The sequence below is a fragment of the Saccharothrix variisporea genome (assembly GCF_003634995.1).
Lineage (GTDB): Bacteria > Actinomycetota > Actinomycetes > Mycobacteriales > Pseudonocardiaceae > Actinosynnema > Actinosynnema variisporeum.
Window position 1 is genome coordinate 5,989,936 of the sequence record NZ_RBXR01000001.1, and the last position, 26,335, is coordinate 6,016,270.

22 protein-coding genes and 1 tRNA gene are annotated in these 26,335 nt (G+C 72.8%); 10 read left to right on the plus strand and 13 right to left on the minus strand.

What is annotated here, in order from left to right; all coding sequences use genetic code 11:
• Positions 1 to 3: 3 nt before the first annotated feature.
• From DFJ66_RS45135 to DFJ66_RS27365, 4 genes are all read left to right on the plus strand, one after another.
• Positions 4 to 5,913 (plus strand): WXG100-like domain-containing protein, encoded by a 5,910-nt coding sequence (locus tag DFJ66_RS45135; protein ID WP_121225124.1) that lies wholly within the window; start codon positions 4 to 6, stop codon positions 5,911 to 5,913.
• The gene (locus tag DFJ66_RS27355; protein WP_121225126.1) at positions 5,876 to 6,343 is read left to right on the plus strand and encodes a hypothetical protein; all 468 of its coding nucleotides are present in this window, start codon (positions 5,876 to 5,878) and stop codon (positions 6,341 to 6,343) included. Before DFJ66_RS45135 ends, DFJ66_RS27355 begins: the two co-directional genes overlap by 38 nt.
• Positions 6,340 to 7,920: a TNT domain-containing protein gene (locus tag DFJ66_RS27360; RefSeq protein ID WP_121225128.1), complete on the plus strand. Its 1,581-nt coding sequence runs from the start codon at positions 6,340 to 6,342 to the stop codon at positions 7,918 to 7,920. The genes DFJ66_RS27355 and DFJ66_RS27360 overlap by 4 nt, the downstream gene beginning before the upstream one ends.
• A gap of 74 nt (positions 7,921 to 7,994) precedes the next feature.
• On the plus strand, positions 7,995 to 11,225 hold the full coding sequence (locus DFJ66_RS27365) for a TNT domain-containing protein (RefSeq protein WP_121225130.1): 3,231 nt from the start codon (positions 7,995 to 7,997) through the stop codon (positions 11,223 to 11,225).
• Positions 11,226 to 11,251: 26 nt separating this feature from the next.
• Here DFJ66_RS27365 and DFJ66_RS27370 read toward each other — a convergent pair whose 3' ends face one another.
• Positions 11,252 to 11,842, minus strand: coding sequence for a pentapeptide repeat-containing protein (locus DFJ66_RS27370; RefSeq protein WP_121225132.1), 591 nt, complete (start codon positions 11,840 to 11,842; stop codon positions 11,252 to 11,254).
• Between the two features lie 159 nt (positions 11,843 to 12,001).
• Here DFJ66_RS27370 and DFJ66_RS27375 point away from each other — a divergent pair, with 159 nt between their 5' ends.
• Both DFJ66_RS27375 and DFJ66_RS27380 read left to right on the plus strand, forming a co-directional pair.
• Positions 12,002 to 12,991: a malate dehydrogenase gene (locus tag DFJ66_RS27375; RefSeq protein WP_121225134.1), complete on the plus strand. Its 990-nt coding sequence runs from the start codon at positions 12,002 to 12,004 to the stop codon at positions 12,989 to 12,991.
• A gap of 67 nt (positions 12,992 to 13,058) precedes the next feature.
• A complete protein-coding gene (locus tag DFJ66_RS27380) occupies positions 13,059 to 13,874 on the plus strand; it encodes an inositol monophosphatase family protein (protein ID WP_121225136.1) in 816 nt (271 codons plus the stop codon).
• Positions 13,875 to 14,049: 175 nt separating this feature from the next.
• Here DFJ66_RS27380 and DFJ66_RS27385 read toward each other — a convergent pair whose 3' ends face one another.
• A complete protein-coding gene (locus DFJ66_RS27385; protein ID WP_121225138.1) occupies positions 14,050 to 14,964 on the minus strand; it encodes an NAD(P)H-binding protein in 915 nt (304 codons plus the stop codon).
• Positions 14,965 to 15,049: 85 nt separating this feature from the next.
• On the opposite strand from DFJ66_RS27385, the gene DFJ66_RS27390 reads away from it, so the two are divergent.
• Entirely contained in the window at positions 15,050 to 15,835 is a 786-nt protein-coding gene (locus DFJ66_RS27390) for a TetR/AcrR family transcriptional regulator (RefSeq protein WP_121225140.1), read from the plus strand.
• A gap of 195 nt (positions 15,836 to 16,030) precedes the next feature.
• Here DFJ66_RS27390 and DFJ66_RS27395 read toward each other — a convergent pair whose 3' ends face one another.
• The 6 genes from DFJ66_RS27395 to DFJ66_RS27420 form a co-directional block, all read right to left on the minus strand.
• Positions 16,031 to 16,222, minus strand: a complete 192-nt coding sequence (locus tag DFJ66_RS27395) for a DUF1918 domain-containing protein (RefSeq protein WP_121225142.1) — start codon at positions 16,220 to 16,222, stop codon at positions 16,031 to 16,033.
• Positions 16,223 to 16,289: 67 nt separating this feature from the next.
• On the minus strand, positions 16,290 to 16,685 hold the full coding sequence (locus DFJ66_RS27400; protein WP_121225144.1) for a bacteriophage spanin2 family protein: 396 nt from the start codon (positions 16,683 to 16,685) through the stop codon (positions 16,290 to 16,292).
• Between the two features lie 44 nt (positions 16,686 to 16,729).
• Positions 16,730 to 17,686 carry an ABC transporter ATP-binding protein gene (locus tag DFJ66_RS27405; protein ID WP_121225146.1) on the minus strand — a complete coding sequence of 319 codons (957 nt, stop codon included), beginning with the start codon at positions 17,684 to 17,686 and terminating at the stop codon, positions 16,730 to 16,732.
• Positions 17,683 to 18,477, minus strand: a complete 795-nt coding sequence (locus DFJ66_RS27410; RefSeq protein ID WP_121225148.1) for an ABC transporter permease — start codon at positions 18,475 to 18,477, stop codon at positions 17,683 to 17,685. Before DFJ66_RS27410 ends, DFJ66_RS27405 begins: the two co-directional genes overlap by 4 nt.
• Positions 18,470 to 19,246 carry an ABC transporter permease gene (locus tag DFJ66_RS27415; protein WP_121225150.1) on the minus strand — a complete coding sequence of 259 codons (777 nt, stop codon included), beginning with the start codon at positions 19,244 to 19,246 and terminating at the stop codon, positions 18,470 to 18,472. Before DFJ66_RS27415 ends, DFJ66_RS27410 begins: the two co-directional genes overlap by 8 nt.
• Positions 19,247 to 19,500: 254 nt before the next feature.
• Complete coding sequence (locus DFJ66_RS27420; protein WP_121225152.1) at positions 19,501 to 19,821, minus strand: ArsR/SmtB family transcription factor; 321 nt, start codon at positions 19,819 to 19,821, stop codon at positions 19,501 to 19,503.
• Between the two features lie 81 nt (positions 19,822 to 19,902).
• Here DFJ66_RS27420 and DFJ66_RS27425 point away from each other — a divergent pair, with 81 nt between their 5' ends.
• The gene (locus tag DFJ66_RS27425; protein WP_121225154.1) at positions 19,903 to 21,090 is read left to right on the plus strand and encodes an MFS transporter; all 1,188 of its coding nucleotides are present in this window, start codon (positions 19,903 to 19,905) and stop codon (positions 21,088 to 21,090) included.
• 64 nt (positions 21,091 to 21,154) lie between these two features.
• Here DFJ66_RS27425 and DFJ66_RS27430 read toward each other — a convergent pair whose 3' ends face one another.
• From DFJ66_RS27430 to DFJ66_RS27440, 3 genes are all read right to left on the minus strand, one after another.
• On the minus strand, positions 21,155 to 21,721 hold the full coding sequence (locus tag DFJ66_RS27430; RefSeq protein ID WP_121225156.1) for an HhH-GPD-type base excision DNA repair protein: 567 nt from the start codon (positions 21,719 to 21,721) through the stop codon (positions 21,155 to 21,157).
• 63 nt (positions 21,722 to 21,784) lie between these two features.
• Positions 21,785 to 22,963 (minus strand): LLM class flavin-dependent oxidoreductase, encoded by a 1,179-nt coding sequence (locus DFJ66_RS27435; protein WP_121225158.1) that lies wholly within the window; start codon positions 22,961 to 22,963, stop codon positions 21,785 to 21,787.
• A gap of 101 nt (positions 22,964 to 23,064) precedes the next feature.
• Positions 23,065 to 24,165 carry a J domain-containing protein gene (locus DFJ66_RS27440; RefSeq protein WP_121225160.1) on the minus strand — a complete coding sequence of 367 codons (1,101 nt, stop codon included), beginning with the start codon at positions 24,163 to 24,165 and terminating at the stop codon, positions 23,065 to 23,067.
• A gap of 65 nt (positions 24,166 to 24,230) precedes the next feature.
• Between DFJ66_RS27440 and DFJ66_RS43005 the strand changes: the two genes are divergently transcribed.
• Both DFJ66_RS43005 and DFJ66_RS27445 read left to right on the plus strand, forming a co-directional pair.
• Positions 24,231 to 24,307 (plus strand) — tRNA-OTHER (locus DFJ66_RS43005).
• 76 nt (positions 24,308 to 24,383) lie between these two features.
• Positions 24,384 to 24,641 (plus strand): Prokaryotic metallothionein, encoded by a 258-nt coding sequence (locus DFJ66_RS27445; protein ID WP_121231816.1) that lies wholly within the window; start codon positions 24,384 to 24,386, stop codon positions 24,639 to 24,641.
• A 112-nt stretch (positions 24,642 to 24,753) separates the two neighbouring features.
• Here the strand turns inward: DFJ66_RS27445 and DFJ66_RS27450 are convergent, their stop codons facing one another.
• Both DFJ66_RS27450 and DFJ66_RS27455 read right to left on the minus strand, forming a co-directional pair.
• Positions 24,754 to 25,233: a hypothetical protein gene (locus DFJ66_RS27450; RefSeq protein WP_121225162.1), complete on the minus strand. Its 480-nt coding sequence runs from the start codon at positions 25,231 to 25,233 to the stop codon at positions 24,754 to 24,756.
• A 168-nt stretch (positions 25,234 to 25,401) separates the two neighbouring features.
• A complete protein-coding gene (locus tag DFJ66_RS27455; RefSeq protein WP_121225164.1) occupies positions 25,402 to 26,208 on the minus strand; it encodes a metal-dependent hydrolase in 807 nt (268 codons plus the stop codon).
• Positions 26,209 to 26,335 lie beyond the last annotated feature (127 nt).

Genomic DNA, 26,335 nt, shown 5'->3' on the forward strand with positions numbered 1-26,335 from the left:
GCGGTGGGTATCGAGATCCCGAGCGAGGTCACCTGGCTCTTCCCGATCGTGGTCGGGCAGAGCTGGCCGGAGGGCGACGAGACGGCGCTGCGGCGCATGGCCGACGCGTACCGGACCGCCGCGCAGGGCGTGAAGTCGGTGATCGACCAGGCCAACGGCGCCGCCTCGACCGTGACCGCCAGCCAGACCGGCGAGGCGGTGCAGCGGTTCGAGGAGTACTGGGCCAAGTTCGCCGGCGGTGACGACTCGTACCTGCCGAAGCTGCAGAAGGTGTGCGAGCAGCTCGCGGACAGCTGCGACAACTCGGCGCTGGAGGTCGAGTACACCAAGCTGTCGATCATCGCGTCCCTGATCGCGCTGGCCATCGAGATCGCGGCGCTGATCGCGGCGGCGTTCGGGACCTTCGGCGCGTCCACGGCGGGGATCCCGATCGCGCAGCAGGCGACCCGCTTGGTCGTGCAGTTCACGTTCCGGCAGCTGGTGATCGCGATCCTGCGCGAGGTGGCGATCTCGGTCGGGATCGACGTCGTCATCCAGGGCATCCAGGTGGCCCGCGGCGACCGCACCCAGTGGGACTGGGGCAAGACCGGCGAGGCGGCGGTGTCCGGTGCCGTGTCGGGCGTGGTCGGCGGGTTGTCCGGTGGGCTGAAGTTCGAGGGCGGCGGCCTGGCCGGACAGGTGGCCGCGGGTGCCACGCGCGGTGCCGTCGAGGGTGCCGTGTCGACGGTCGGCACCGCCGCCGTGATGGGCCAGGACATCAGCGCCCGGGACGTGCTGCTGGGTGCGACCTCGGGTGCGGTGTCCGGCGGCATCGGCGGGGCGAAGGACGGCCTGACCGTCGAACCGCCCCGCGTGAACCCCGGCGACCCTGGTGGTCCGGTCTCCCGCCCGCCGGACATCGGCCCACCGCCCACCGTGACCCCGTCCGCGGCCACCCCTACGGCCCCCGGCCCGACCGTGCGCCGCGAGGGCCTCAACCCAGTCGGCCACGACGGCACCACGACTTCTGCGGTCTCCGCACCACCGGCCCCGACTCCCACCCACGCCGCGCCTGCGCCGAGCGTCGGCGGTGCGGACAACTCGCCGCCTCCCGCGGTGTCGGGTGGTCGGGCGACCGTGCCGACTTCGCCGGTGTCGGGCGGGACGTCGTCCATCAGCGGGCGGTTGGGAGCACCCACCCCGTCGGCCTCTCCGACTCCCGGCGGCACTTCTCCCGCGGGCCGCACGCCGACCGGCCTGACCGGCGGATCGCCTGCGGGCTCGGGCACCCACCACGCCCCCACCCCCTCCGCGCCACCCGTGGGCACGTCTCCCGGCGGTTCCAGCGGTCCCGGCGGAACAAGGTCGGGCGCACCGACTCCCGGCCACACCCCAACCTTCGGCGGCCCAACCCCCGGCGGCCCGACTCCCAGTGGCCCGACTCCCGGCGGCAGCACACCCCACAGCGGAACCCCCGGCCCACGCCCCACTTTCGGCGGCCCGACGCCCGGCCTACCCCACGCACCCACCCCTACCGCACCCGGCGTGCCCGCGACTCACAGCAGCCCGACCGCACCCGGCATCCCCGCGACCCACGGCAGCCCGACCGCACCCGGTGTCCCGAGCACTCACGGCGGTCCCGGTGTCCCCGGTAGCCCGACCGCACCCGGTGGCGCGGTGCCGATCGGTTGCGCGGTGCCCACCGGTGGTCCGGCCCCGACCGGTGGTCCGACTCCGGGAACCTCCCCGGTCGCGGGCGGCAAGGCTCCGGCAAGCCCCGCGGGTTTCGCGCCCGCCCCGGCACCCTCGGCCCCTGCCGCAGGTGGCCCGACTGCGGGTGGTCCGGCTGCGGGTGGTCCGACCGCAACTGGCCCGACCGCAACTGGCCCGACCGCAACTGGCCCGACCGCAACTGGCCCGACCGCAACTGGCCCGGCCGCAACTGGCCCGACCGCAACTGGCCCGACCGCAACTGGCCCGGCCGCAACTGGCCCGGCCGCAACTGGTCCGGCTGCGGGTGGTCCTGTTGCGGGCGGTCCGTCGGGCGGGGCGGGTGCCGCGCCGATGGCGGGCGGGTTCGCGGCTCCTCCCACGGGTGCGCCGGGAGGCGGGGCACCCGGCGGCGGTGGCACCGGAGGCGGACGTGGCCCGTCCGCGCCGGCGGGTGGCGGGCTGTTCAGCGACCCCAACCCGGGCAACCGTCCGCAGAGCAACCGTCCCCACGACGACACCGGCGCCGCCTCGGTCACCGGCATCCCGGCCCAGCCCTACGCGAGCGCACCGCACATCCCGCACCAGAACTCCCCGGTCATGCCCGAACAGCGCGGCCCGGCGACGCAGCCGCCGAGCACGTTCGGCCCCCAACACCCGGGTACCGCCGTCCCGACGACGCCCCACCCCGCTCCCACCCCGTCCCCGCGGACCGAGACCCCGCCTCCGGCCCCGGCAGCACGCGGCACCGACACGCCGACTCCCCGCGGCACCGATACACCGGCTTCCCGCAACACCGACACGCCGGCTCCCCGCGTCACCGACACACCGGCCTCCCGCAACACCGAAAACCCGCCGCCCCGCGACACCCCGGCCGACCACACCCCGGCCGACCACACCCCGGATCCCGCCGCCGACCCCACCCCGGAACCGGTCGCCGACCCCACCCCCGACCCCACCCCCGAGCCGACACCCGACCCCACCCCGGACTCCCCGGCGGACACGATCGGCGACCCCGGCGACGAGCACACCCCGGCCGCCGGCCACGAGTGGCCCGAAGACACCCAACCCACCCCGGAAACCCCGGCCACCCCCGCGGACCCGTTCCCCCACAAGGGAGTCTGGGGCAACCCGGCCGGCGTGGTCCCCGGCTTCTCCCAGGACGGCCCCTACCACTCCTTCCACGACAGCACCGGCCCCACGGACCGCGAAGTCGGCACCTACGACCAGCGCGCCGCCGCCATCGTCGAACCGACCTACCAGCCCTACGGCCCGCACGGCAGCTACGAGCCGTTCATCCAGGCCCACTCCAACCCCGACGGCTCCATCGCCTGGCCCCCGAACCAGGGCGCGGACGGCCCCCGGGTCGTGGTGGAGCTCCCGGCGGGCACCGTCCTCGACCGGTTCGGCAGCCCCCAGGGCGACTTCCTCTCGCCCCTGAACACAGACGGCAAGCCGTACGGGTTCGGTGAGCGCGCGATCCTCCCGGACAGCCTCGGCAAGGGCTACCACGTCTACGTCCTGGACGCCCCGCTCACCGTCGAGCTCGCCCCCGTCGCCCCGGCCTTCGACCAACCCGGCGGCGCGCGCCAGCTCCAGCCGGTCGCGCACCCGGACCTGGTCGACCCCAACACCGGCCAGATGAGCGTGCAGCGCCTGATCGACCTGGGCCTGATGCGCGAGGTGGACGTCCCGCCCGCAGATGGCAAGGTGCTGCCGCCCGACTTCGGCACGTTCGACGAGCACGGCAACGTCCGCACGCCCGACCCGGTCACCGTCGACCAGGCCCAGAACGGCGCCTTCGACGACCACACCCCACAAACGGCAGCACCCGACATCGGCCCGGTCGCCCACCAGGGACCGATCCCGCTCGGCCCGGTCTCCCAGACCGTCGACCAGGCGATCCGGAACAGCCAGGTCACCGACGCCGGCGTCGCCCTGCACACCGAGCCGCACCTGAACGACCTCTCCAGCCGCATCCCGCCCGTCGACGGCCACGCGGTCCTGGACATCCACACCGACGGCGACGGCGTCCGCATCGGCGACCGGCACTACACCCGTGCCGAACTGGTCGAGCTGATCAACAACCACCCCGACCTCGCCAACCGCCCCCTGGTCTTCGTCGGTTGCGACGCGGCGGCGGGCGGGGAGAACAGCCTCGCCGCGCACGTCGCCCGCGAGACCGGTCAGCCGGTGATCGCGCCGGACCGCCTGGCGTGGTCGGACCAGCACGGCAACCTCTACTCCAGCTCACCCACCGAGTCCGGTGGCCCGAAGATCCCCCCGGACGGCGGCTGGCACCGGTTCGAGCCGGACGGCACGAGCACCCCGGTCGGCGAGCACGGCATGCCGCCCGGCCACGAACCCAAGGGCGATCTCGCCACCGGAGAACACCGCGGCCGGCTGGACATCGAGCCCCAGGTCCAAACCCCGTGGCAGCAACCCGAAACCACCCACCGGCAAACCCACCAGAGCACCGAGTCGCTGTTCCACAACACCGACCTGCCCCGCGACACGACGATCGAGGTGCGCAACCCGGACGGCCAGGTCCGCACGATCGTGCACGTCGACGCCGATGGCCGGATCTTCGTGGACGCCGTCGCGCACAACACCGACAACCCGGAACTCCTGCACCCCGCGCCGAACGCCCACTACCGCGTGGAGACCGGGCACCGGCACGACGTGTTCGTCGCCAACCCGGACGGCACCCGCCAGACGACCACCGACACCATCAAGATCGGCGGCCAGGAGGTCCAGGTCCAGCGCACGGTCCTGATCGACCCGCCGCCGCCCGCCGCCAACGGCCGGGTCACCATCGACCAGAACCACCCGATGGCGCCGAAGCCCGGCGAGGCGTTCACCGCGCGCACGGACCTCCCGCCGGACACCCGGATGGACGTCTACGACACCGAGGGCAACCACCGCGGCACGGTCCAGACCGATGGCGACGGCCGTCCGAAGTGGATCGCCGCACCCGACTTCCTGGAGCACGGCCGCAACCCCGAGGTCATGCACCCGATCGCGGGCGCGAACTACAACGTCGACCGCGGCCCGCTGCACCAGGAGTTCACCACCGACGCCAACGGCCACCCGCAGAACGCCGTCGACCGCGTCGAACCGCCCACCACGCACCAGAGGACGGTCGACGACGTCAAGCAGGGCCAGCCGTTCAGCCGCCCCGGCCAGGTGCACGACCCCAACACCGAGTACGTCGTCACCGACGAGCACGGCCAGCGGCGCGGCCGGTTCCTCACCGACGACACCGGGCACGTGGTGTTCGAGGAGACCCACTCCGGTCAGCGCAGCCGGGTCAACGCCGAGATCGCCCAGGCCCCGGCGCACGCCCAGGTCACCTCGGACGGCTTCTACGGCCTCGGCCGCGCCGAACAGCCCACGACCACCTGGCCCAAGCCGGACAACGAGGTCCGGCTCACCCTCGAACGGACCAAAGTGGACGGTGAGTACGTCTACTCCGTGAAGGTCACCGGCGACACCTCGAACTGGACGCCCGAGCAGCACGCCGCCGTCACCCGCCCGTTCGGCAACAGCGACCCGTTCGCCGCCCGCGCGGACCTGCCGCCGGGCACCCGGTTCGTGCTGGACGACCACAAGAACCAGGGCTACGGCACGTTCCAGACCGGCGACGACGGCACGGTCGGCCACGTGCACACGTTCCGCCCGTTCAGCCCGGACCTGAACCTGCCGCTGCCCAACGCGGTCCTGACCGCCGACAACGACATGTGGCGGGGCCGCACCAACGGCGACGGCGAGACGGTCGCCACCACCGGCCGGCCCGACCTGTCCTCCGGCGGCGCGATCCGCCGGGACGGGGCCGCGCAGAGCGAGGTGGGCACGCACGGCGAGGTCGACGGCAGCGGCAAGAAGCTGTCCGACGGCGGTCACCACCAGGGCAACGAGCTGGGTTTCCCGGGCGAGGCGGCCAACCAGTCCAGCCAGCAGCGCGACCAGAACCAGGGCAACGGCCGGCCCGCGTTCGCCACCGACGAGACGTGGCACCGGATGGAGCGGGACCGGTCGAAGTTCATGAAGGCCGGCGGTACGGTCGAGATCATCGACACCTTCGCCCTGCGCGACCCGCTGACCCGGCACCCGCACACGTACCAGACCCGCTGGCGCGTGACCCGCCCGGACGGCACGACCGAGATCTACGTCAGGAGCTACCCCAATGAGCACAACGCAGCCCTCTGGCCAGTCGGCTTCTGAGCGGCACGACGAGCTGCTCCAGGTCATCGGCGGTCTGCTGCTGGACGTCGCGCCCGAGGGGTTCCGCCGCGTGGACCTCCTGGTGCGGATGACGGTCGCCGTGCAGGACCTCGCGCTGACCGTGTACATGCCGGACGGTTCGACGCCCGAGGCCCTGCCGCCCGAGGGCCTGGCGGAGGCGTTCGCGCAGCTGCGCCAGGCGCTGTACCAGCCGGGGCGGGGCACGTGGTTCTCGTGCCGGTGCGTGGTCAACGCGCCGGCGCGCATCGACATCACCTACAACATCGACCACGACCCGCAGTTCGACCCGCCGGTGCCCGCCGCGGACTTCGCGCGCGACCTGGCGGCGTTCCCCCGGGACGACGCGTTCGTGCCGGACTGGCTGCGGGCCAAGCTCGCCGAAGCCGCGACCGAGGAGCAGAACGCATGACCGCGCCGCAGTTGGACACCGAGGACCAGAACGCGATCCTCGGCTCCTTGACGACGCTGCTGGTGCAGCGCCTGCGCGGCGACTGGGAGCAGCTGTTCGTCGACTTCCGCATGGTCGGCCGGTACCTGGAGGCCGAGGCGACCGGCCTGACGATGTACGGGTCGTCGTTCCAGTGGCGGCTGCCGGACGAGGCGCTGCCGTTCTTCGTGCAGCTGCGCGAGGGCATGGCGCGGCCGGGCGGCGGCACGTGGCTGTCGGTCAAGTTCCACCTGGTGCACCCGGACACGTACTCGGCCGAGTTCAACCGGGACGCCGAGCCGGACTGGACGTCACCGCCCAAGCCGGAGCACTACGCGCAGGAGCTGGAGCTGCACCCCCGGGACCACGTCCCGGCGTGGCTCGCGGAGAAGGCCGGCCTGCCCGAGCCCGCCGGACCGACCGAGCCCGCCGGACCGCCCGCCGACCCGCCCACCGGGCCGATCCCGATCCAGTCGCCGCCCGTGCCGCTGATCAGCGCCCCTCTGTTCGACGGGCTGGACGCGCAGGGCGTGCCGACCGCCGCCGACCGCCCCCGCCCGCACCCGCAGGAGCTGGACGACGTCCTGTCCTACCTGGAGGGTGCGCCGGTCGTGCTGGCCGCCCGCTCCTACGGCAAGGACGTGTTCAACCCCGACGCCACACCCGGCGTGCCGCTGTCCTTCCACACCGACGGCACGTGGGTGTGGCCCGGCGGGGCGGCCTACTACCTGCGCCACCACCACGTGCCGCCGGTGCCGCAGCTCGTGCAGCACATCCGGGACAACGGCTACACCGTGCCGCCGGTGTCCCCGGACGCCGAGGCCGCCGCCACCGCCGTCGCCTCCGGCCAGGCCGAGAGCGCGCCGCTGCCCCCGTACGCGCCGCGCGTGATCACCGACGTGGACCGGCGGGCGTTGGACCAGCTCAAGGCCCGTTTGGACCACTACGGGGTCGCCGAGCACGAGTACGGGCTGGTCGAGCCGCGCCCGGACGCGCTGGTGCTGGAGCCCGCGCCGGGGCGGTCCGGCTGGCAGGTCCAGTTCTGGGACTCCAACCGCGGGCCGCACGGCCGGCCCAAGGTCTACGAGCACGCCGTGGACGCGGCGAAGGTGCTGCTGGCCGAGCTGCTGTGGCGCGACGACCGGGACGCCGAGCGTGCGGGCGGCCGGGCGCAGCCGGCGGCGCAGGTGGTGCAGCCGGTGGCCGACATCCAGCCGCTGCCCGACGAGCCGCCGCTGTCGCTGTTCCGCGACCGGGAGGCGGTCGTGCTGCCCGCCGGGACCGAGCTGGACCGGTTCGGCGCGGACAGCGGCAACCTCGCGTACGCGGCCGGCACCGCGTTCGGTCAGCGGTCGCTGCCACCGGATTGGCTGAACCGCCGCTACCACGTGTATCGCGTCCAGCAGCCGGTGCCGGCGGTCAGGGGCGTCGCGGTGCCGTGGTTCGGGCAGCCCGGCGGCGGCACGGGGTACTTCCTCGTGGCGTCCGTGCGCGACCTGCTGGCCGACGGCCGGTTGGTGGAGATCGCCGAGGCGACCGGACAGCCACCGGGGGTCTAGGTTCGGTCGCACCCCGTGGTTCGTCCGTTCGGCGCAACGGGGTCCCGTGCGCGCACGGTGAGTCGCGGGGGAAGATGGTGGGCGTGTCCGAGCCGAAGCCGTTGAACCCGACCGAGCAGGACGCGCTGGTCAAGCAGATCGGCCTCACGCTGATGCGGGCCGCTCCGGAGGACTGGCGCCACGTCACTGCCGAGTACCGGGCCACCGGCCGGTACTTCGAGCTGGCCGCCGAGGTGCGCTCGGCGGACGGCGCGCTGCGCGCCTGGCAGCCGCCGCAGGAGGTGGCCGGCCTGTTCGCGCGGCTGCGCGCGGGCATGTACCGGGAGGGCCGGGGGAGCTGGTCCAACGCCCGCTACCAGCTCGACCACCCGTCCAGCTACAACCTCGACTTCGACCGCGCCGAGCCCGCGTGGCAGACGCCCCCGCCGCCCCAGGCGTACGTGGACGAGGTCCGCTTCTTCCCGCGCACCGACGAGAACATGCCGGACTGGCTGCGCCGCCGCCTGGCCGCCGCCCAGCCGCCCGCACCCCACACCCCACCCGGCCCGGCCCTGCCGGCCCAGCCCGGCCCGCCCACCCCGCCCGGCGGCCAACCGGCCCTGACCCACGACCCCCGCCCCTTCGGCACCCCGCACGACCCGGCCGCCCACGAGCCGCACGCCTTCGGCGCGCCACACGACCCCGCTGCCCACGAGCCGCACGCTTTCGGCGCGCCGCACGACCCGGCCGCGTTCGGCGCCCCGCACGACCCCGCCGCACCGTTCGGCGCCCCGCACGAGCCGGCCGCCGAGGAGACCCAGCTCTTCCCGCCGCCCCCGCACGAGGCCGCGCACCCCGAACCACCCTTCGCGCCACCCGCCCACGAGCCGCAGGCCTACGACGCCCCGGCCCAGGAGGCCCCCGAGCACGAGGCCCACCACCCCGGCCCGTCGACACCCGGCCTGCCCGGTCCCTCGACACCCGGCGGCCTGCCCGCTCCCTCGACACCCGGCCTGCCTGGTCCGTCGACACCCGGTGGCGGTCTACCCGGTCCCTCCACACCCGGCGGTGGCCTGCCCGGACCGTCGACACCCGGCGCGGGTCTGCCCGCCGCGCCCGTCCTGACCAGCCCCGTGCCGCCGCGCGGCTTCCGGACCGCCCGCGTGTTCGACGGCGCCGGCCCCGGTGGCCGCCCCGCCGTCAACCGCCCGCCGGTGCCCGAGGCCGAGCGGGACCTGCTGCTGAGCTACCTCGACCGCGCACCGGTCGCGGTGGTCGGGCGCGGCTTCGACGCCGACGTCCTCAACCCCGACGCCCCGGCCGTCGTGCCGGTCGCGTTCCAGACCGACGGCCACTGGATCTGGCCCGCCGCCGTCGGCTACTACCTGCGCGCGTACGGCGTGCCGCCCGAGCCCGAGCTGGTCGAGCGGGCCAAGGCCAACGACTACGTGCTGCCCGAGGTCCCCGAGGACGCCCGCGTCGCCGCCGCCGCGAACCTGGGCGCACCCGCCGCGCCCCGCGACACCGCGCTGCCCGTCGCCGAGGTCCCCGAGCCCTTCCAGGCGTTCGCCGAGCAGCCGCACGACGAGCCGGCGGAGGTCGCCGAGACCGTCGCCACCCCGCTGCCCGAGCCACCCGACCAGCCCGAGCCGCCGCGCCCCGACGCCCGCGCCGACGCCCGCGCCGACGCCCGCTCGGACGTCGAGGAGACCGCGAACCTCACCGAGCTGCGCGCCGACCGCGTCGAGTTCGCCGACAGCGGCCCGCCCTACCGGGTCCGGTTCGAGGAGGACGGCCCGGTCATCGACGACCGGTACCGCCGCGAGTCCTATGTGGACGGCATGGACCTCTTCGCACCCGCCCAGTACGAGCGTGACGCCGAGGACGTCGAGACCACCCAGGCGTGGAACCCGTTCGCCGAGGAACAGCCGGACACCGCGCCCGCCGAGGAGACCGCGGAGGTGGAGGTCGTCACCGACGAGCCCGCCGCCGAGGAACCTGTCGCCGAGGACCCGCAGTACGCCGACGAACCCGAGTTCGCCGACCAGCCCGCGTACGGCGACCAGCCCGCGTACACCGACCAGCCGGAGTTCTCGGACCAGCCGGACTACTCCGCCGAACCCGAGTTCGCCGACGAACCCGAAGCGGAGCCCGAGCCCGAGGTCGTCGAGGCCGCCGAGCAGACCACGGAGTTCGACCAGTTCCACGAAGAGCCCCGCTTCGAGCAGCAACCCCAGTTCGACGAGCCCGCCCAGTTCGGCGAGCAGGCCCAGTTCGACCAGCCCGCCCAGTTCGGCGAGCAGGCCCAGTTCGGCGAGCCCGACCGGTTCGCCGAGGACGAGCGGTTCACCGAGGAGCAGCCGCGCTTCGAGGACCAGGAGCCGCCCGCGCCGCCCGCCCCGGTGGAGCCGCGCCAGGTCACGCCCGAGGAGGAGCAGCAGCTGTCCGGCGTGCGCCGCGCACTGGACGAGCTGGACGTGCCGCCCGCCGCATACCGCTTCGGCGAGCCCGTCGACCGCACGTGGCTGCTGCGCACCGAGGGCCGCGACTGGGAGGTCTCCTGGTTCGACCACGGCCCGACCAACCCGGTCCGCTTCGACCGCCTCGAGGACGCCGCCGCCTACCTGGTCGGCAAGCTCGTCCTCACCGGCCGCCGCACCCCGCGCCCCCTGCCGCCCCCACCCCCGCGCCCCCAGCCCCCGCGCCCGCCGATGAACGGCGAACCCTTCCGCGAGGAGCCGCACCGCCCACCCGTGGAGAACTTCCGCGAGGAACCCCACCGCGCCCCGGACTTCCGGGAGGAACCGCACCGTCCGCAGGACTTCCGCGAGGAGCCCCACCGCCCGCCCCTCAACGGCGAGCCCTTCCGCGACGAACGCCCGCCCCTGACCAACGGCTTCCGCGAAGAACCCCCGCGCCGCCCGGCCCCGCCGCAGCCGCAGCCGCAGGAGTCCCCGAAGCCCGCCGCCCGCCAGTGGCCGATCACCCCGCTCAACGGCGAGCCCCCGCTCACCCTCTTCCGCCACAAGAAGATGGTCGAGCTGCCCGCCGGCATGGAGGTCGACCGCTTCGGCGACGGCTCCGGCAACCTCGTCTACGTCGCCGGCACCCCGTTCGCGGAGCGGTCACTGGTCCCGTCGTGGATCAACCGCCCGTACCGCGTGTACCGCCTGCGCCGCCCGGTCGAGGTGCTCACCGGCGTCGCCGTGCCGTGGTTCGAGCAGCCCGGCGGCGGCACCGCCTACCTGCTGCCGAAGTCGGTCGAGGACCTGATCGCCGACGGCGTCCTGGTCGAGGTCGCGAACCAGGAGGCCCCGGCTCACTGAACGCGGGACCTCACTGACGCGGGACCTCACTGAACGCGGAGGCCGTGGGCGGCGGCGAAGGCGATCGCCTGCTCGACGTCGACCACGGCACCCCGCAGGGACGCCGCCACCAGCCCGTTCGCGTCCACCCGCGCCCCGCGCAGGTCCGCGCCCTCGAACGCGCACCCGCGCAGCCGGGCGCCGGTGAGGTCGGCGTCGCGCAGGTCCGCGTCGCGCAGGTCGGCGTCCTCCAGGTTGGCCTCGCGCAGCCGCAGCCCGCGCAGCGACACCTTCCGCAGCCGCGCCCGCGCGAGGCTCGCCAACGTGAGATCGGTCTCCACCAGCTCGACCGGCCGCAGCACGCAGTCCACGAAGGACGACCCCAGCCACGTGCACGACGTGAACGACGCCGAGGCCAGCGTCGCCCCGACGAACCGGCACGATCGGAACGCGGTGGCGGAGTGCCGCGACTCGCCGAGGTCGGTGCGCTCGAACGTGCACCGGGTGAACGTGCACCCGGACGTCACCAGCCGCCGCAGGTCGGCGTCGGTGAAGTCGCACCCCTCGAACGACCGCCCCACCCACTCCTGCCCGCTCAGATCCGCGTCCGCGAAGTCGTCCCCGACGATGATGTCCACTGTCACACCTTGTCATCGTTCGCCGGTTGGTAACCTCACCGCGTCGGGCAAACCGCCCGATGCGCCGGTCCCGGAGTAGAGACCGCCGCTGACAGGTGCTGCCTGCCTAGTGGTCGTGCCCGGGGACTGAAGCCGTCAGATCGTCATTCGGGAAGGCTCATGACCCGCACGCCCGTGAACGTCACCGTCACCGGTGCGGCCGGCCAGATCGGCTACGCACTGCTGTTCCGCATCGCCTCCGGCCACCTGCTGGGCCCGGACGTCCCGGTCCGCCTGCGCCTGCTGGAGATCCCGCAGGCCGTCAAGGCCGCCGAGGGCACCGCGATGGAGCTGGACGACTGCGCCTTCCCGCTGCTGTCCGGCATCGACATCACCGACGACGCCAAGACCGCGTTCGACGGCGTGAACATCGCCCTCCTGGTCGGCGCGCGCCCGCGCACCAAGGGCATGGAGCGCGGTGACCTGCTGGAGGCCAACGGCGGCATCTTCAAGCCGCAGGGCGAGGCCATCAACGCGGGCGCGGCGGACGACGTGCGCGTCCTGGTCGTCGGCAACCCGGCCAACACCAACGCCCTCATCGCCCAGCAGCACGCGCCGGACGTCCCGGCCGAGCGCTTCACCGCGATGACCCGCCTGGACCACAACCGCGCCCTGTCGCAGCTGGCCAAGAAGCTGGGCGTGACGGTCAGCGACATCAAGAAGCTGACGATCTGGGGCAACCACTCCGCCACCCAGTACCCGGACCTGTTCCACGCCGAGGTCAACGGCCAGAACGCCGCCCAGGCCGTGAACGACCAGGAGTGGCTGGAGAACACCTTCATCCCGACCGTGGCCAAGCGCGGCGCGGCGATCATCGAGGCGCGCGGCGCGTCCTCGGCGGCGTCGGCGGCGAACGCGGCCATCGACCACGTGTACTCGTGGGTCAACGGCACCCCCGAGGGCGACTGGACGTCGGCGGCGGTCGTGTCGGACGGTTCCTACGGCGTGCCGGAGGGCCTGATCTCCTCGTTCCCGGTCGTCTCGAAGGACGGTCGGTACGAGATCGTGCAGGGCCTGGAGATCGACGACTTCTCCCGCGCCCGCATCGACGCCTCCGTGGCCGAGCTGGTCGAGGAGCGCGACGCGGTGAGGGCCCTCGGCCTGATCTGAGTTCTTCGCTCGTCGAGGCCCCCGTGCGCTCCGGCTACGGGGGCTTCGTCGTGGCAGGCTGGACCCCGTGACGAAGAACCCGTGGCCCGTCCCGCAGCCCGAGTTGTCGCCCGACACCCACCCGGCCCTGGCCGCCGCTGCCCGAGCAGCGTCCCGCGCGTACCAGCAGGCCCGTGCCGCGCACACCCGTGCCGAGCTGCGCGAAGAGGTCGCCGGCGGTGCGGACGGCACACCCACCATGCGGGTCGACGCGATCGTGGAGGAGGCGATCGCCGAGGCCGCGTCCTCGGCGGGCGTCAACCTCCTCTCCGAGGAGGCGGGTTTCGTGGACAACGGGTCCGCCGCCACCCTCGTGGTCGACCCGGTGGACGGCTCGGCGAACGCCGCCCTGGGCGTGCCGCTGTCGTGCTTCGCGGGTGCGCTGGTGCTGGACGACCAGCCGGTGGAGGCGCTGACGGTGTGGTTCGACACGGGCCGGGCGTGGTCCGCGCGGGCGGGTGAGCCGACCCCGTACCGCACCTCCGGCCGGACGGTGCTGAAGGGTGCGTCGGTGTGCCTGATGCGCCCCAAGCGCGGCACCGAGGACGCGTGGATGCGCGTAGCGAACGCCGCCGACCGGATCCGCGTGCTGTGCACGACGTGCCTGGAGACGGTGCTGGTCGCGGAGGGTTCGGTGGACGCCTTCGCCGACCCCGGCTCCGACACCCACCGCCTGATGGACCTGATCGCGGCCCTGGTCACCGTCCCAGCGGCAGGCGGCGCACTGCTGGACCTCCACGGCCGCCCCCTGACCTTCGACCCGGACCTGACCCGCCGCTGGTCCGGCATCGCCGCCGCAACCCCAGCCCTGGCCGACGCCCTGATCACCACGATCCTCGGCTGACCCGGCCCAGCCACGCCGACCCCGGCCGGCCGCGCCGATCCCCGCCCGCGCCGATCCCCGCCCGCGCCGATTCCCGCCTGCCCGCGCTGACCCCCTGCCTGCCCGCGCTGACCCCCGCCCAGCCGCGCCGATCCCCGCCCAGCCGCGCCGACCCCCGCCCGGCCGCGCCGGTGCGTCAGGCCTGCCGGCCGCGGTACCACTCGACCGTCTTCGCGATCGCCTCCTCGTGCGGCGTCACCGGCAGCGGGCCGAAGGTGGTCTCGTAGGCGGTGTGGTCCACCACCCACGGCTTGGTGCGCTGGTGGGCCAGTTCGCCCATGCCCCGCACCCGCTTGTCGAACAGGGCCATGACCTGGACCGTGGCGTGCGGCAGGGCGAAGGGCTTCGCGGTCTTGCCGACGACCTTCCCGGCCAGGGCGATGAACTCGCGGACGGTCAGCGTCTCGGCGGCCGGCGTGTGCCAGACGCGGCCGTCGGCCCGGGGGTCGTCGCCGAGGACGATCTGGGCGCGGGCCGTGTCGCTGAGGTAGGCGAAGGTGTGCGGCACGTCCAGCGGGCCGAACCAGAACGGCTGCCGGCCCGCCGCGAGCGGCTTGAGGACCAGTTCGCCGGGCAGCGACCCGACGCCGCCCGGTCCGTAGTAGTCGCTGGACCGGGCCAGGACCACGGGCACCGATGCGCTGAGCAGGCGCTTGCCCAACGCGCTGCGCAGCTTCTCCTTCGCGCCGGCCGGGCGCTCGGGTGTGTTCTCGTCGAACGGCGCGGGCACCGGCCCGTACGAGTAGAGGTTGTCGGCCAGGACGAGCTTCGCGCCGGCGGACTCGGCGGCGGCGACGGCGTTGTCGAACATCGTCGGCAACATCTCGGCCCAGCTCGTGTACGGCACGTTGGCCGCCAAGTGGACCACGGTGGCACCCCGCGCCGCCTTGACCGCCGACTCCCGGTCCATCAGGTCGGCCCGCACGTCCTCCGCACCCTCGGGCACGCCACCCGACCGGGTGACCGCACGCACCTCGCGCCCGTCCGCCACGAGCTGCCGGGTGATCTCGTGCCCGATGCCCCGACCTGCGCCCAACACCACGACCGTCATGACGTCTCACTCTCCTGATGACCTCTAACTTGTGTTAGACGTTCTAACACAAGTTAGAGTGTCTTCTCAAGGAGGTGGTCGCACCGTGGGAAACACCCGGCGCGAGAAGTACCGCGAGGACACCAAGGAGGAGGCCAAGCGCATCGCCTTGGAGCAGTTGGCCGAACAGGGTGTCGAGGGCATCTCGGTCAACGCGATCGCCAAGCGCATGGGCATCACCGGCCCTGCCCTGTACCGGTACTTCAAGAACCGGGACGACCTGCTCACCGACCTGATCCGAGACGCCTGGCGCGACCTCGCCGAGCAGATGGAGGCGACCGACAGCGCGACGCAGGGCCGGCCGCGGCGCGAGAGGGTGCACGCCCTCGCGAACGCCTTCCGCACCTACGCCCTCCGCGAGCCACACCGCTACTTGCTGCTGTTCGGCACACCCCTACCCGGCTACCACGCACCGGAGGACACGGCCGCCCTCGCCCACCGCACGATGAGCGCGCTCCTGGGCGTGCTCGCTGAAGGTCCCCAGGGCCATACCCACATCGACTGGTCCTGGAAGGCGGCCGACGCGGCGCCGGATGCCGGCGCGACGGGCGAGGTGGGTGCAGGGGGCGAAGTGAGTGGAGGGAGCGAAGTGGGTGGAGGGAGCGGCGCGGTGCCCTCGGGAGCCGGGTCGGCGTTGGACGGGCAGTTGGCGGCCTGGGCGTCGGGGATGGGCGAAGAGGCGCTCCCGCCCGCTGTCCTGCTGACCGGGTTGCGCGCGTTCACCAGGCTGCACGGGGTGGTCAGCCTGGAGGTCTCGGGGCAGTTCGGGCCGATGGGGTTCGACCCGGCGTTGCTGTACCACGCCGAGGTGGAGTCGTTGTTGTCCGACTAGGCCGCCGGACCCGATCGCCCGAACGCAGCCGCCCGAACGCAGCCGCCCGAACCCAGCCGCCGGAACCAGGGCGCCGGACCCGATCGCTCGAACCCAGCCGCCGAACCAGGGCGCCGGAACCCGGCCGCCGGACCCGATCGCCCGGACCCAGCCGCCGGAACCAGGGCGCCGGAGCCGGGCGGGCTCGGTCGGTGGCTAGTCGCCGGTCCTGGGTTCGACCAGGCAGTCGGGGCCGGGGTAGACCAGCCCCTCGTGGCCGTCGGAGAAGCGGACCAGGTACGGGGGCGCACCCTCCTCGCCGCGGACCTCCAGGATCTCGCCGACCCGCTCGTCGAGACCCACAGCGCGGCTGTGGACGTGCAACCGGTCGCCTACTGTCGCGTGCATCTGCAACACCTCCGGTGCGTCACAGCGTAGGACGACTCTGAAGGTACCGACAGCCTGGCGTTTCCGCTCAGCCGCAAGCCTGGGAAAGCTTGTTGACCATCTCCAGCTTCTTCGACGTCCAGTCCGCCAGCTTGGCCGGGTCGAGGTCCGCCGCGCTCAGCTGACCCATGGTGTCCGACACGCCGTTGATGGCGTCCTTCAGCGTCGCGTCGCCGGCCTTCGCGGCCAGCTCCTCCAGCTGCTTCGCCTTGGCCTGGGTCTCCTCGACGGCCTTCTGCGGGTCGCTGGCGTTCGGCGTGAAGCCGGCCAGCGACAGCGCGTCCAGGCACAGCTGCGCCTTGTCGGCCGCCTGACCGACGGAGTTCGCGGTGTCCTGCGCCTGCTGCACGGCCTCGCACCCGGACACCGCGCCGACGAGTCCCAGTGCCAGCAGGATGGTGGCGACCGGACGACCTGCGCGCATGTGAACTCCCGAGGGTAGGTGGTGCGTGCCCGTTTCGCCCGACTCTACCGACGTGCGTACAAACGGCGCACCACATCGTCGATCTCGGGCTCCTCCACGACCAGGTCGTGCACCTCGGCCCGCGCGGCGACGGCGGCGATGACGGCGGCGGCGGTCGTCCGGTCCTTGCGGAACGTGAGGTGTTGCCGCAGGCCGCCCAGCTCGGTCCGGACGTCGACCACGCCCGGCACGCCCTCCAGCGGCGAAACGGGCTTCTCCAGGTCCACGACCAGCACCCGCTCCGGCACGACCTCCGCGCGCAGCGCGTCCAGCGGGCCGTCGGCCAGGACGGTGCCGCGGTCGATGACCACCAGTCGCGGGCACAGCCGTTCGATGTCGTCCAGGTCGTGCGTGGTGAGCAGGAGCGTGGTGCCCCGCGAGGTGTTGAGGTCGGCCAGGAACTCGCGCAGCCGCTCCTTGGACTCGAGGTCCAGCCCGATCGTCGGCTCGTCCAGCACCAGCAGCTCCGGGCCGTGCAGCAGGGCCGCGGTGACCTCGCCGCGCATCCGCTGGCCCAGCGACAGCTGCCGCACCGGCCGGTCGAGGAACCCCGCCATGTCCAGCAGCGCCACGCACTCGTCCAGCCGGCGGGCGTGGTCGCGCGCGTCCACCCGGTAGATCGAGCGCAGCAGGTCGAAGCTGTCCCGCAGCGGCAGGTCCCACCACAGCTGGCTGCGCTGCCCGAACACCACGCCGATCCGTCGCGCCAGGTCCCGCCGGGCGCGCGACGGGTCCACGCCCGCCACCCGGACGTGACCGGACGTGGGCACGAGGATGCCGGTGAGCATCTTGATGGTGGTGGACTTGCCCGCGCCGTTCGGCCCGACGTAGCCGACGGCCTCGCCCGCGGCGACCTCGAAGCTGACCGAGTCGACCGCGCGGACCGTCGTGCGGGTCCGCCGGAACCGCCCGGCCTTGGTGGTGACGGTGAACTCGCGGCACAGCTCGCGGACGTCGATCATGACCCGGTCCCTCGGTAGTGGCGAACGGCGAACCGCCACACCAGCCCCGCGACCACGGCGGCGGCCAGTGCGACCAGCGGTGACACCCAGCCCAGGACGGCCGGCCCGCCCAGTGGGTCGGCGCGGTCGAGCAGTGCGAGGGCGGGGTAGTAGGCGACGAACGCGCCGGGCACGACGAACGCCATGAACCGGCGCAGCCACCCCGAGTACACGGTGACGGGGTAGGAGGTGAACGCGTTGCTGCCGTAGGTGACGGTGTTCGCAATCTCCTGGCCCTCGACCATCCAGAAGCAGACCGCGCACGCCACCACCCACACCGACCCGAAGATCACCGCCCCCGCGACCGGCGCCACGACGACCAGGGCGGCCTTCGCCGGTGACCACGCGATCTCGTTGTGCGCCAACGCGTACACCATCGCGCCGAGCCCGAACAGCGTGCGGCCGATGCGCTTGAGGCGGATGTCCCCGACCATCACCTGAGGCAGGGTTCCCAAGGGGCGCAACAGGAGCACGTCGAACGAGCCGGTGCGGATGTAGGTGGGGAGTTCGTTGAGCTGGCCCGCGGTCAGGTCGGCGAGCCCGAACGCGGTCGCGGCGATCGCGTACACGAGGACGACTTCGTGGACGTCGAAGCCGCCCAGCGCCTCGACGTGGCTGAACAGGATGGTGATCGCGGCGAGCTCGATCGCCTGCACCACAGCTTGCGCGACGACCTCGATGGTGAACGACGTCCGGTACGCGAACTGCCCCCGCAGACGTGCGCCGACCAGCCGCAGGTACGTCTCAACCACCCTGCACCACCACCTTCCGCACGGCCCGCGACAACACCAGGTTCCCGGCGGCCAGCACCGCCACGGCCCAGAACGCCTGCCACGCCAGGACCGTCCACTGTGGACCGCGCTCGAGGAACACGTCGATCGGCGCCTGAAGCAGGTAGGGGAAGGGCGTCGCCCACAGCACGTCCCGCGCCCACTCCGGCATGAAGGCCAGCGGCACGATCAGCCCGCACAGCAGCCCGCTGACGACGGCGTACATGTTCACCACGCCCCGGCTGTCCAGCAGCCAGAACGTGGTGCAGTTGAGCATGAACCGCAGCCCGAAGCTGATGACAAGCCCGAGCACCGCGCTGACCGCGAACAGCGGCCAGGTAGCGGGTCCCGGCCACCGGAACGGGAACAGCAGCGCCCCGATCACGACCGGCGGCACGAACCGCACGACGACCGAGTACGCGCCCCGCCCGAGGTCCTCGGCGAGCAGCGCGGCTTGCAGGTGCCAGGGTCGCGAGAGGTCGACCACGACGTCCCCGGTGCGGATGCGCTCGGACAACTGGGTCTCACCCCAGAGGACGACGAACGAGAGCAGCCCTTGCCCGAGCCACACGTAGGTGACGGCGGCGGCCACGTCGTAGCCCGCGACGGGCGCGGCGGCGACGGTGGCGACGAGGACGGCGGTGCGGAGCAGCCCGAAGACGACGTTCGCGGCGAGACCGGCGAACATCGCTTGGCGGTAGGTGGAGTAGCGGCGGAATCCGGCGAGCGCGAGATGGGCGTAGGCGCGCACGTCTTACGACACTAGGAACGCCCGCAACCGGATTTCCCACGACCGGCGCTGCGACGGCCGGCACCGGGCGGGCGGCACTGGGCGGGCGGCACTGGGCGGGCGGCGCTGCTCGGCGGGAGGGGACTCCTCAGCCTGCACGCGCGAAATTGTCGGTGCCTCGTGGGATGATCGAGTCGGGGGCCGGAGGCCAAGCCTTCGTACGTGCGAGCGCGCCGAGCGTGCGAGCGCGCCGAGCGTGACGACCCCGAGCGCGTCTAGCGGGGTGCGGCGAGGATGCCGTCGAGCAGGCCCGGGTAGAGGGCGTCCAGGTCATCGCGCCGCAGGCTGCTGATCCGCGAGGTCCCGCGGGGCTGGACGCGGACCACGCCGGCCTCCCGCAGCGTGCGGACGTGGTGGGTCAACGTCGACGGGCTGATGCCCAGGTCGAGCTGCACGCCGCAGGACATGCCCTCCTCGCTCTGCGCGAGTTCGCGCACGATGCGCAGCCGCACCGGGTCGGCGAGTGCGTGCAGGACCGCCTCGATCCGGATCTCGTCGCGCTCGGGGTGCGGCAGCACTGCGGTCATGCGTCCCATCTTACGACAGGTATCGTATTTCGATGAAACTCGTAGTACGGTCTCCGTCGAAGCATCACACGACTGGGGGAACCACGTCCAATGTCTGCCCGCACCTACCTGCTCACCGCCGGTGCGTTCACCATCGGGACGAGCGGGTACATCGTGTCCGGCGTCCTGCCGGCCGTGAGCCACGAGCTGAACGTCTCGCACGCCACCGCCGGCCAGCTGCTCACCGCGTTCGCCATCGCCTACGCGCTGTCCTCGCCGCTGCTCGCCGCCCTCACCGGGCGCTGGGAGCGGCGCACCCTGCTGGTGGCCGCGCTCGCCGTGTCCGCTGCCGGCAACCTCCTCGCCGCCTTCGCGCCGAACTACCCGTTGCTGCTGGTGGCCCGCGTGGTCAGCGCCCTCGGCGCGGCCGTGTTCACCCCCGCCGCGACGCTCGTCGCCACCGTGCTGACGCCGCCCGACCGCCGGGGCCGGGCCGTGGCGCTGGTGTTCGGCGGGTTGACGTTCTCGCTGGTCCTGGGCGTGCCGGCGGGCAACCTGCTCGGCGGGCCGCTGGGCTACCGCGGCGTCTTCGGGCTCATCGCGGCCGTGACGGCGGTGGCCGCCGTGGCGGTGCGCGTCGGCCTGCCGCGCGTCGAGGCACCGCCCGCCGTCGCCCTGCGCGAGCGCTTCGCCCCGGCCGCCGACCGCCGCGTGATCACCGTGCTGGTCCTCACCGTGCTGGCGTGCCTCGCGGTGTTCAGCGTCTTCAACTACATCGCCCCGCTGCTCACCGCGACCGCGCACGTCGACGGTCTCGCCACCAGCCTCCTGCTCGTCGCGTACGGCGTCGGCGGCGTGTTCGGCAACTGGGCGGGCGGCCGGATCACCGACCGGTTCGAGACCCGGCAGGTGCTGATCGTGCTGTTCAGCTTCTTCACGGTGGTCCTCGCGACCCTGCCGCTGACCATGACCAGCGTGCCCGGCGCGGCGATCGCGCTGTTCCTGTGGGGCGCGCTGACGTGGTCGGCCAACCCGCCGATCCAGTCGTGGCTGATCGAGCTGGCGCCCCGGAACAGCGGGCTGCTGCTGTCGTTGAACGCTTCCGCGATCTACCTGGGCGTCGGGCTGTCGGGCGTGGTCGGCGGCCTGGTGATCAGCCTGGTCGGCCTGCTGCCGCTCGCACCCATCGCGTCGGTGCTGTCGGTGGTGGCGTTGCTCCTGGTGATCTTCGCGCTGCGACCTCAGGAACCGGCCGCACCGGTGATCGCCTCACCCGAGGAGTCCTTGGCGGGTCGGTGATCTTCTCCGGGAGGGTGTGTGCCGGTTCGGCCTCTCGGCCGCCGCACGCGCCCTCCCCCCGGCCTCACCCCTTGGCCGCGGCCTTGGCCGCCTTCTTGAACTCCCGAACCTCACCCAACGTCACGGAGTCCACGACGTCGGCCACACTCCGCCGCGACCCAGCCTCCCCGTAAGCCCCGGCAGCCTCCCGCCACCCCTCGGGCTCGACCCCGAACTGCTTGCCCAACAAGGCGAGGAAGATCCGAGCCTTCTGATCCCCGAACCCGGGCAACGCCTTCAACCGCTTGAGCACGACCTTCCCGTCCCCGTCCGCCCAGATCCGGGAAACGTCCCCGCCGTACTCCTCGACCACAGCCCGAGCCAACGCCTGCACCCGCTTGCCCATGGACCCCGGGAACCGGTGCACGGCCGGAGTCTCGGCCATGATCGCCGCGAACTCCTCCTCCCCGGCCTCGGCCACGGCTTGCGGCGACAACCCACCCATCCGATCGGCCAACACCTTGGGCCCGCTGAACGCCTTCTCCATGGGGATCTGCTGGTCCAGCAGCATGCCGACGAGCAGGGCGAACATGTCGGTGGCCAGCAGTTCGTCGGCCTCCGGGTCCTGGGCCAGGCACACCTTCCGGGTCATGGCGGACATCGTCGCACGGTGTGGCGCGGAGTGAGAGGTGGTGGTGTCGGCGCGGGGCGGTGCCTATTTGTCGAACTCCGGGATCAGGTCGCCGATCAGGCGGAGGCTGGTCATGACGGACTCGTGGCTGAGGTTGCCGACCTGGTGGAAGGCCATCAGGCGGTCGATGCCGAGGTCGGCGTAGGTGCGGAGTTTTTTGCGGCAGGTTTCCGGGCTGCCCACGATCAGGGAGTCCTGTTCGTTCAGGGCCTCGAAGATCTCCTCGTCCGGGACCTGTTCGCCCTGCAGGACCCTGCCGATGACGAGTTGGGCGCGGTTCGGGCCGGTGAAGGCGGCGGCTTCCGCTCTCAGGAAGTCGCCGGTCAGGCCGCCGCCTGACGGGTCTTCCATGAGTTTGCGCTGGTGTTCCACGTTCTCCACGAAAGCGGCGGCGGCTTCGAAGAACGTGAGGGCTTGCACGGTGTACCAGGCGGCGGCTGCTACGGCGCCGTTGCGGATGGCTTGTTCGTCGGTTTCGGCGCAGTGGACGAAGGTGAAGAAAGCGATCTGGTTGTTGACGTAAGAGCCGACGGGAGCGGTGCAGGACTCGGCTGCCGCTCGGTACAGGGCGACCATGCGGCGGACGCGTTCGATGGACTCCCAGATGGTGGTGCCCAGGACGCCCACACCGCGCCTGCCCGCCTCCTCGAAGGACGCGGGATTCGCGGCGGCCTGCCAGAGGGGTGGGTGGGGCTTCTGCAAGGGCTTCGGGACGATGGGGACGTCGTGGATCTCGAAGTCCTCGCTGGAGTACGAGAAGCGGTCCGAGGTCCACATCTTCGGGACCATCTCGAACGCTTCCTGGGTCTGCCGACGCACGTCCGCCGGGTCGATGCCGAACAGGCGCCATTCGGGGACCGTCGAGCGGGTCAGGCCCAGCTCCAGCCTGCCGCCGCTGAGGACGTCCAGCATCGCGGCTCGTTCGGCGATGCGGATGGGGTGGTTGAAACGTGTCGGTGCGAGGACGGCCGAGTGGCCCAGGCGGATGCGGGACGTGTGTTGCGAGATGGCGGTGAGCACCAGCTCAGGGGCCGACGACAGGCTGAACTCCTCCGCGCCGTGGTGCTCGACCTGCCACCAGCAGCCGTAGCCCAGCGAGTCCGCCAGTTTCGCCTGTTCCAGCGCCTCGCCGAGGCGTGCGGCCTGGTGGCCGTCCTGCCACGGTCTCGGGTCCTGGATCTCGTTGAAGACGTCGATCTTCATCGGCGCGGGCTCCCTCGACCGGCGGCGTGGTCCGCGAGAACGTAGCCCGCGAGTGGGGGGTCGAGACAGCGGCCGAACGGATGATCAGGGCAGGAGCGCGGTCAGCGGACGATCGGGACGACGCGGCCCAACAGCACGCGGTACGCCTCCCGGTCGACCGTCGCGGGTTCCTCGGCCAGCCAGTCGCCGATCTCCTCGACGAACTGCGCGGGCGTCATCGGCGGCACCAGCACGTCCACGTCGTCGGCCGTCACCTCGCCCGCCCGGCTCGGGTACACCAGCAGCACGGTCCGGATGTCCAGCCACGGCAACAGCTTCCGGTACAGCGCGAGGCTGCGGTGCAGGCGCGTGCCGCCGCCGCGGAACGGGTGGCCGTTGCGCCACAGCGTGCCGTCGTCCTCGGCCGTGTAGTGGCCGGGCAGCCACGACTTGGACTCGATCAGCACCAGCCGCCGCCCGCACAGCACGGCGTGGTCGATGTCGGCGAACACCGAGTCCGGCCACGCCAGGCCGTGGAAGATGCGGACGCCCGGCAGGCGGGTCAGGTACCGGCTGAGCACGTCGGCGGTGATCCGCTCGCACGCCCGGTCGTCGGTGGTCCCGTGCACGACGTCGGTGTCCACGGCGGCGGCGAACTCGCGGTCCACCCGGACGGCCGCCACGTACCGCTTGACCAGCCGGAACGCCGCCACCGCGGCGGCCGCGACGACGAGCAGCCACAGGCCCAGCGTCAACGGCGAGAAGTCCACCGCGAACACCGGCAGCAGCAGGAAGAACCACCCGCACAGCGCGGCCAGCGCGGGCGCGTGCCCGGGGCCTGCGACTGGCGCGTACCGGACCCGCTGGGTGGTGTCGACCAGGTGCCACCAGGCGATGCCGCCGAGGTCCACGGCGGGCTTCGGGGGTACGAAGTCGGGGTCCTCGCCGAAGTTGCGCAGCCGACCCACGCGACCGGTGCGCGGCGGGCGGGTGGCGGTGGGGCGTGTGCCCGGACGGGTGAATCCCCAGCCCCGGTCGTAGTCACGGCGTCGGGCCGGGTCACGCAGGGTGTCGTAGGCCTCCTGGAGCATGCGGAAGGTCACCGACGAGCCGCCCGCGTCGGGGTGCATGACCTTGGCCAGCGACCGGTAGGCGGTCTTGATCTCCGCCTGGGACGCGTTGCGACCCACCCCGAGGAGTTCGTAGTAGTCGACCCCGCGCACGAGGGCAGACCTTAGCGGCACTGTCAGTCGGGGCGTGGTCACGGTTAGGGTTGGGGCTGACTGGAGGACCTGTAGCGCAGTGGTTGACGCGCCCTCACCTCGGTGCGGGAGGACGCCGGTTCGAATCCGGCCTGGTCCGCCACCCCGTCGTGTCCACTGTGGATGGTGCGGTCGGGTTCGAGTTGCCGGGTCGGTGGGGCGGGAGCAGGCTGCCGGGCATGGCGACTTGTGACGTCTGCGGCAACGAGTACTGGATGACGTTCGAGGTGCGGACCGTCGGCGGCGGGGTGCACACGTTCGACAGCTTCGAGTGCGCCATCCAGCGGCTCGCGCCGCGCTGCGAGCACTGCGACTGCCGCATCCTGGGCCACGGGGTCGAGGTGGAGGGCCGGTTCTTCTGCTGCGCCCACTGCGCGCGCAGCTCCGAGAGCCTCGGCGACCAGATCCGCGACACGGTGGGCGCACACCCGGGCTGAGGTGCCGGCCGGTTGGGGTGACGGCGGGCTGAGGTGCCGGCGGGCTGAGGGACCGGCGGGCTGAGGTGCCGGCGGGCTGAGGTGCCGGCGGGCTGAGGTGCCGGCGGGCGGGTCAGCCCAGTTCGAGCACCAGTCGGCCGTTGACGAAGGTCGGCTGCAGGTCGCCGCGCGCGTCGACGCTCTTGATGCCGTGCGGCAGGACCTCCTCGATCGCGCTGAACGCGAGGATGTCCGACACCCCGTACCGGCCGCGCAGCGTCCGCTGGCCGGGGAAGCGCAGGGCACGGCCCTCGCGGCGGTCGCGGTGCGCCAGTGCCGCCCGCAGCGCGCCGCGGGCCAGCGGTTCCGGGCCGGCCAGGCGCTGGAGGCTGCCGTTGTGCACGGCGACGCCGTAGCCGCGCTCGATGAGCGTGGACACGGTGTTCTCCGACGGCAAGTCGGTCAGCCGGAACGACAGGGCGTGGTGGTCCTCCACCACGTGCACGCACACCACGTGGGCGTGGAACAGCAGGGACTCGTACAGCGACACCGCCGTCGCGTCCGCGGTGGCCGGGTCGTCGTGACCCGCGTCCAAGCCGAGCCAAGTCGTCATCGCACGTCCACGGGTGTCGGTGTCGCTGCGCGTTGTGCGGAGCCGAAGGTAGAACGGGTCCTGCCCGTTCCGGAAGTCCCGGGTGCTCGGCCGAACCCTGTGCACGCGGTGCAGGCTAGTCCGATCGGGTGATGTTCGGGTAGCCGTCGGATGGCCGCGACCCGAATTCTAGATCGGGAGCAGGTCGAAACCGGACAGGAACGGCAGCGCGCCGGCACGCTGGAGCGCCGCCGCGGACAGCCACACCGACAGCAGCGTGATCAGCGGTCCGACGATGGCCATCTCGACGGTCCCGCCGGTCTGCATCCGCATGATCTTCGGCGGCGCGACCGGGAACCACGTCTTGCCGGCCAGCGGGATGGGCCACAGCATCGGGCAGCCCTGCTCGGTGATCGCGTCGCCGAGGTAGTGGGCGACGCACCCGATCCCGACCGCCACCCCGCACGCCGCCGCGCTGGCCGGCGTCTGGGCCGTCCACGCCACGCACGCGACCGTGATCACGCCGGACACGACTGTGATGAGCAGGGCGTCCTTCTGCGGGCACCAGTCGTTCATGATCCCGCGCACGGCCAGGCCCGCGAACACGAACATCAACGCCGGCAGCGCCCACTTCTGCGACTGCTGGACCACGGCGGTCGTGCCCACGGCGGCGGCCAGCGCGAACACCAGCGTGTGCGTCAGCCCCCGGTGCCCGCCGTCTCGATTGGAGTCCTTCCGGGTCCGCGTGGCCCGGTAGACCCACGAGCTGACCGTGTTGATCGCCGCCGACGCACCCGCGCTGACCGGCCCGAACGTGCGCGATATGGTCGAGGACGGGTGGTCGAGGTCGGGCAGCAGCGCCGCACCGGTGGCCAGCACGGCGCCGACGGCCCAGCTCTGCGGGGTGAGCTGGCCGATGGGATGGTTGTCGGCGAGCGCGGTCACCGCCGCCCAAGCCAGTAAACCGCTCATCGCGTGCGTGGGTCCGGTCGACATGGTGCCCCCTCCAAGATCGTGTCGTGGAGGCTAAGGCATTGTGACCCCGTTCCCATTTAAGCCGTGGTGGGACACAAGCAGCCGGACATAGCAGTACGCTTGTCTTGCTTGCACTGTCGCGAGAGGA

Bases quoted from the DNA above. Each gene is read 5' to 3' on its own strand.
- DFJ66_RS27355 (WP_121225126.1), top strand. From the start codon at position 5,876: ATGAGCACAACGCAGCCCTCTGGCCAGTCGGCTTCTGAGCGGCACGAC.
- DFJ66_RS27360 (WP_121225128.1), top strand. From the start codon at position 6,340: ATGACCGCGCCGCAGTTGGACACCGAGGACCAGAACGCGATCCTCGGC.
- DFJ66_RS27365 (WP_121225130.1), top strand. From the start codon at position 7,995: ATGGTGGGCGTGTCCGAGCCGAAGCCGTTGAACCCGACCGAGCAGGAC.
- DFJ66_RS27375 (WP_121225134.1), top strand. From the start codon at position 12,002: ATGACCCGCACGCCCGTGAACGTCACCGTCACCGGTGCGGCCGGCCAG.
- DFJ66_RS27385 (WP_121225138.1), bottom strand. From the start codon at position 14,964: ATGACGGTCGTGGTGTTGGGCGCAGGTCGGGGCATCGGGCACGAGATC.
- DFJ66_RS27395 (WP_121225142.1), bottom strand. From the start codon at position 16,222: ATGCACGCGACAGTAGGCGACCGGTTGCACGTCCACAGCCGCGCTGTG.
- DFJ66_RS27400 (WP_121225144.1), bottom strand. From the start codon at position 16,685: ATGCGCGCAGGTCGTCCGGTCGCCACCATCCTGCTGGCACTGGGACTC.
- DFJ66_RS27405 (WP_121225146.1), bottom strand. From the start codon at position 17,686: ATGATCGACGTCCGCGAGCTGTGCCGCGAGTTCACCGTCACCACCAAG.
- DFJ66_RS27420 (WP_121225152.1), bottom strand. From the start codon at position 19,821: ATGGGACGCATGACCGCAGTGCTGCCGCACCCCGAGCGCGACGAGATC.
- DFJ66_RS27425 (WP_121225154.1), top strand. From the start codon at position 19,903: ATGTCTGCCCGCACCTACCTGCTCACCGCCGGTGCGTTCACCATCGGG.
- DFJ66_RS27430 (WP_121225156.1), bottom strand. From the start codon at position 21,721: ATGACCCGGAAGGTGTGCCTGGCCCAGGACCCGGAGGCCGACGAACTG.
- DFJ66_RS27435 (WP_121225158.1), bottom strand. From the start codon at position 22,963: ATGAAGATCGACGTCTTCAACGAGATCCAGGACCCGAGACCGTGGCAG.
- DFJ66_RS27445 (WP_121231816.1), top strand. From the start codon at position 24,384: ATGGCGACTTGTGACGTCTGCGGCAACGAGTACTGGATGACGTTCGAG.
- DFJ66_RS27450 (WP_121225162.1), bottom strand. From the start codon at position 25,233: ATGACGACTTGGCTCGGCTTGGACGCGGGTCACGACGACCCGGCCACC.
- DFJ66_RS27455 (WP_121225164.1), bottom strand. From the start codon at position 26,208: ATGTCGACCGGACCCACGCACGCGATGAGCGGTTTACTGGCTTGGGCG.